The organism is Protofrankia sp. Cj3 (assembly GCF_917627355.1).
Classification (GTDB): Bacteria; Actinomycetota; Actinomycetes; order Frankiales; family Frankiaceae; genus Protofrankia.
This window is the reverse complement of sequence record NZ_CAKJTR010000002.1, coordinates 1-4,446: the sequence shown is the minus strand read 5'-3', so window position 1 is coordinate 4,446 and position 4,446 is coordinate 1. Positions and strand designations below refer to the sequence as shown.

The 4,446-nt window shown below is 68.4% G+C and carries 5 protein-coding genes; 3 read left to right on the top strand and 2 right to left on the bottom strand.

The features are described from left to right. Positions 1-848 precede the first annotated feature (848 nt). From MJ783_RS00475 to MJ783_RS00465, 3 genes are all read left to right on the top strand, one after another. Positions 849-1,331 carry an ATP-binding protein gene (locus MJ783_RS00475; protein ID WP_239307888.1) on the top strand — a complete coding sequence of 161 codons (483 nt, stop codon included), beginning with the start codon at positions 849-851 and terminating at the stop codon, positions 1,329-1,331. A gap of 192 nt (positions 1,332-1,523) precedes the next feature. After that, positions 1,524-2,477 (top strand): TerB family tellurite resistance protein, encoded by a 954-nt coding sequence (locus tag MJ783_RS00470; RefSeq protein WP_239307887.1) that lies wholly within the window; start codon positions 1,524-1,526, stop codon positions 2,475-2,477. A 94-nt stretch (positions 2,478-2,571) separates the two neighbouring features. After that, the gene (locus MJ783_RS00465; protein WP_239307886.1) at positions 2,572-3,069 is read left to right on the top strand and encodes an NUDIX domain-containing protein; all 498 of its coding nucleotides are present in this window, start codon (positions 2,572-2,574) and stop codon (positions 3,067-3,069) included. A gap of 337 nt (positions 3,070-3,406) precedes the next feature. On the opposite strand, the gene MJ783_RS00460 is transcribed toward MJ783_RS00465, so the two are convergent. Next, positions 3,407-3,814, bottom strand: coding sequence for a PIN domain nuclease (locus tag MJ783_RS00460; RefSeq protein ID WP_239307885.1), 408 nt, complete (start codon positions 3,812-3,814; stop codon positions 3,407-3,409). Further along, positions 3,811-4,044 carry an antitoxin gene (locus tag MJ783_RS00455; protein ID WP_239307884.1) on the bottom strand — a complete coding sequence of 78 codons (234 nt, stop codon included), beginning with the start codon at positions 4,042-4,044 and terminating at the stop codon, positions 3,811-3,813. The genes MJ783_RS00460 and MJ783_RS00455 overlap by 4 nt, the downstream gene beginning before the upstream one ends. Positions 4,045-4,446: the final 402 nt, after the last annotated feature.

Here is a 4,446-nt window from a genome sequence, read left to right as displayed (position 1 = left end):
CCCAGCCCAGGCTCCCGCCCCATGCCGCCGGCACCGCGGCAGCACCCCACCGGCCCGATCCAGCCGCTCGGGCATGAGCAGCGGACGCCGCCCCGGCAACCCGCGCCGTGGAACGGCGGCGAACCGTCCGGGCAGCCGCATCACGGAGCAGCCATCCCCACAGCCCGCCCCGCGCCGCTGATTTCCGGGCCGATAGGGATCCCGCCCAGCCGGACGCCAGCCCAGCCTGTGCCGGCCGACCCGGGCATACCCGCGGGCAATGGCATGCCCCGAAGGTCGACACTGCCGGCTACCGACCGGAGCGCCCCTGGCCCCCAGCCACATCATCCGCGTTATCCGCACCCCGCGGCGCCGCGGGCTGAGGTCACGCACCCCGGAACGCCCCAGCAGCCGGGGACGCAGCCCCCACAACCTGGATCAACGCGACAGCCACAGGCACGGCCGTCCCAGGCCCCGCATCCGGAGCCACCGCCCAGCGGGGCGGACAACCGTGACGGCAACCGCTGGCCCGAATACGGCAGCATCCTCGACGGCATCGACGTGATCTAGGGCGTGTTTCGACAGCCGTCGTTCGACCAGCGGCCGGAGGCACCCGGCCCGCTCCTGAGAACAGCACCGCTACCTGGTGCGACAACCGTCGTCCGCCGAGATGCGTACCGCCCGATCACGCGCAAGGGTGAACCTGTGTTCGCCAAGTAGTCAACGGTCCGTGACAACATCGTGCCAACCAGGTTTGAAGGCAAACGCTGCGTGGCATGAAGGCGACAGTAGCGGGCTGGTGACGATGTTCGGACACATGGCGATGTTCGGCGGCGTGCCCGTCGGCAGTGATCGGTGGAGGGTGAGGCGTGGCCGAAACTCTTACCGCACGCTTCGATCTGCCCGCCAACACACGCGCCGCGGGGCGGGCACGGCGTCTTGTCAACGAGCTGCTGACCATCTGGGGCCGTGAGGAAGACGCCGAGGTCGCCCGCCTGCTGGTCAGTGAGGTCGTCACCAACGCCGTGCGCTATGCCCGGTGCGATGACCCGCTGCACATCCAGATCATCGCGCAGAACGACCGGGTACGGATCGCGGTGGGTGACGACAGCACGATCCGTCCCATCATGCGGACGGTGTGCGACGATGATGAATCCGGCCGCGGCATGCATCTGGTCGCGGCGCTGGCCAGCGAGTGGGGCGTGGTCGACAAGCCGGCCGAGGACAGCCCCGGTAAACATGTGTGGTTCGAGCTGACCGCGCCCGCGCGGGCAGCCATCCCCGTGAGCGCCGCCGGGCCGACGGCGCTCACGGGGATGGCTGGTGCCTGTCAGCCCGCGTTCTTCCCCTGACCATGTGCTTCCACACTCTTCCAGCGATTTTCCACTGTGCGTGCGATCGTCCGGGGACGGGTGTGCCAGCGTGGGCAACCACGGTGGGCAGCTGTGATGACCCACTGTGATGGGTGGATGATGAGGCGAGGAGAGCATCAGCCTCATGGCGTAGCGTAATCGACAGCGCGAGGTCATCACCAGGGAGCCGCCATGCCCGTGCCCACGAATGTCCGGCTGGACGTGCGGATACTGCTCAGCACGGGAACGCACCTGGTGGTGCGGTATGTGCCGGCCGAATCGGCCCATGCGCTGCCCGGCGGGACCGTCGAACCTGGTGAAGACATCGTCACCGCCGCCTCCCGGCACCTGCGCGAGCTGCTGGGCTCGCACCGGGATGCGCACGTCGCGCCGCTACCGCCACCGCAGCCGGGGCTGTCGGCATCCCCGGCGGTACCGGCCTTCGCGGCGTGCGTCGAACACGCGACCGGGCCCGATGAGCGCACCATGACGCTCGTGTTCTCAGCCGATCTTCCCGACAAAGCGGACATACCCACCGCCTGTCTGGGCACACCGCTCGTCACGCTCCCCCTCACGAACCTCACTGAGCGATCATTGACTCCCCCCGCGATAGCCAGCATGGCGATCCGCTGGCTGGAGGACCGCTGGCCGACCTGGTCTGGCCTGGCGGTCTCCGAACCCGAACCGTGGTGGAACCAGCTACGCGAGTCCGCGCACTCCCTGCGGGCACAGCTGGATGCCCGCCGGCACGAACTCACCGACGCGTCCTTCCGGGATGCGGCGGTGGCCATGTGCGCGCTCGTCGCCGCCGCCGACGGCACGATCGATGCGCGCGAACGGGAAGCGATGGCAGCCATCGTCACCAGCGATCCGGTCCTGGGCGCCTTTCCACCGGACGAGCTGCTCCGCCTGTTCGACGCGCATGTGGCCGCGTTCCGCGCGGATGCCACCGAGGCCAGGGCCGCGGCGCTGCGTGAGATCGCCAAGGTGCGGGGACGTAGGGTGCGGGCACGCTCGGTTATCCAGTTCGGCGCGGTGATCGGGCGCGCTGACGGCACGTTCGACCCGGCCGAGCGAGCCGCCGTCCAACAGGCGATCGGTGTTCTCGGGCTCGATCCCATGACCCTCGCCGTCCAGGCCGGCTAAGAACGCCCAGGCCCAGGCCCAGGCCCAAGCCGTCCAGGCTGAACATCCCCTGATCCCCGACCGCTTCTGCCAGTAAGAAAGGCGGGCCGACCCGGTGGACACCGTCACCGCAACCACGGCAGCATCCAGTGCGTCCAGCACATCGGTGGTATTGAGCGCCCGCATGCTCTTCACGGCTGGCGAGCGCATCCTTGTCGCCAACCGCCGGGGGCAGGCCTGGTACTCGTTACCCGGCGGGAATGTGAAGCCAGGCGAGAGCGTGGAGGAAGCGCTGCGCCGCGGGATCCGGGAGGAGACCGGCCTGACCGCGCGCACCCTCGACTTCGTGGGATGCGTGGAGCACTCGTTCGTCGAAGCCGGCCAGGCATGGCAAGAGCTGAACATGGTGTTCGCCTCCGTTCTGCCGCCGTTCGCGGACATCGGCAGCCGGAAGGAGGCAATCGATCTTGGTTCGGTGGCCGTGGCCGATCTCCACGCTTTCGTCTTCCGGCCCGCGCACCTGCGAACGGCCATCCTGAGCTGGCTGAGCACCCGCCGGCCGGCCTGGTACGGCCCGGCTGGCTCACCGCGGCGGGAGGGCAGACCGGCCTGACGACCTCACGGTAGATCGCCCCGGCTTTGAGCGCCCGGCGGTAGAGGTGTAGATCAAGGAGCGGGGCTGGGGTGCGTGCATCGCGAGGCGATGGGCGGGGAGCGATGACGCGAGGTGCGTGCCCTGGCCCCGCGACGCCGCGTCCCCTGTTGCTGGTCGCTCTTTGTCTCACCGGCCTCACCAGTAGCCCAACAGCCGCTGACGTCCGTGGGCGTCCGCCGCGTCCGCTGACCTGGTGTGCTTCGTCCACCGCGGTCCGCCAGCGTCCACCCTCGTCCGCCGGCTTGGCTGTCAACTTGCCTGTCAGCCGTATCCCGGCGCGGGGAGCGCTGGAAGATCAGGACAGTCGGCACACTGGTTGCCCGGTCAGCTCGGCGATCAGCTCGAAGTCCTTGTCGCGGTGCAGGAGCGTGAGTCCGGCGGCTTCCGCCGTCGCGGCGATCAGCAGATCGGGGACGCTCGGGGCCCGATGATGGCCGGCCGCGGCCAGCATGCCCTGGACCTCGTAGGCGCGTCGGGCCACGGCGACCGGCATGTCCCACTGGATGACCATACGTGCGAGCGGTAGGGTGCGGAGGAGACGGGTGTGTTCAACTCCGTTGCGGGCCGAGTAGCCTACTTCGAGCAGCGTAACTGCGCATATGTGTACCAGATTTTGATCAACTCGCCGTGACCAGAGGGGCTCGTCGGGATGGGTCGATATGCGGACCAGCGCCGACTTGTCGATAAGCCAGCCTTCGGTCACGACCAGGCACCGCGCATCACATCCTCGTCGGCGAGGTCCGAAATCAGTTCATTGAGCTGTGCCCAGTCCTCCCGGGCGAGCGGGGGGTGGGCGTCGCGCGATGCCCGCTCGGCTTCAGCGGCCAGCGTGCGACGCAGGTACTCGACACGCGAGATCCCGGCTCGGGCGGCGGCAGCGTCGAGCTCGGCAAGAACCACATCGGGGACGTCACGCACGAGGATGTCGGCCACCGACGCCACCTCACAAGTTTGATATCAGAATCTTTGATCACGATAGCATGGCTACTTCTGTAGCAGTGGTCATCGAGCGGCTCCGGTGTGGCGTGCCCAGTCTCGTTGGCGGTCGGCTTGCCGCGCTCGGGGTCGACGCTGACACCGATGTTTGATGAGAAGCTCATTGGCCGCACTGATCAGGAGATCCTTGCGCCGCATCCGTTGTGTAAACGCCCTCTCAGGTGGGAGCGGTTGCGTGCGCCGCCGTCGCCAGGGTCTACCCATCAGCAATGAGCGCAGAGATGACGAAGGCGGCCACGGGCGCCCGCTGCCATGGTGTGTCGGTGGCTGTCTATACGGTGTGGCCATGTCGAGTCCGCACACACCTCATGACGCGGTGTTCCGTCGGATTTTGGGGAC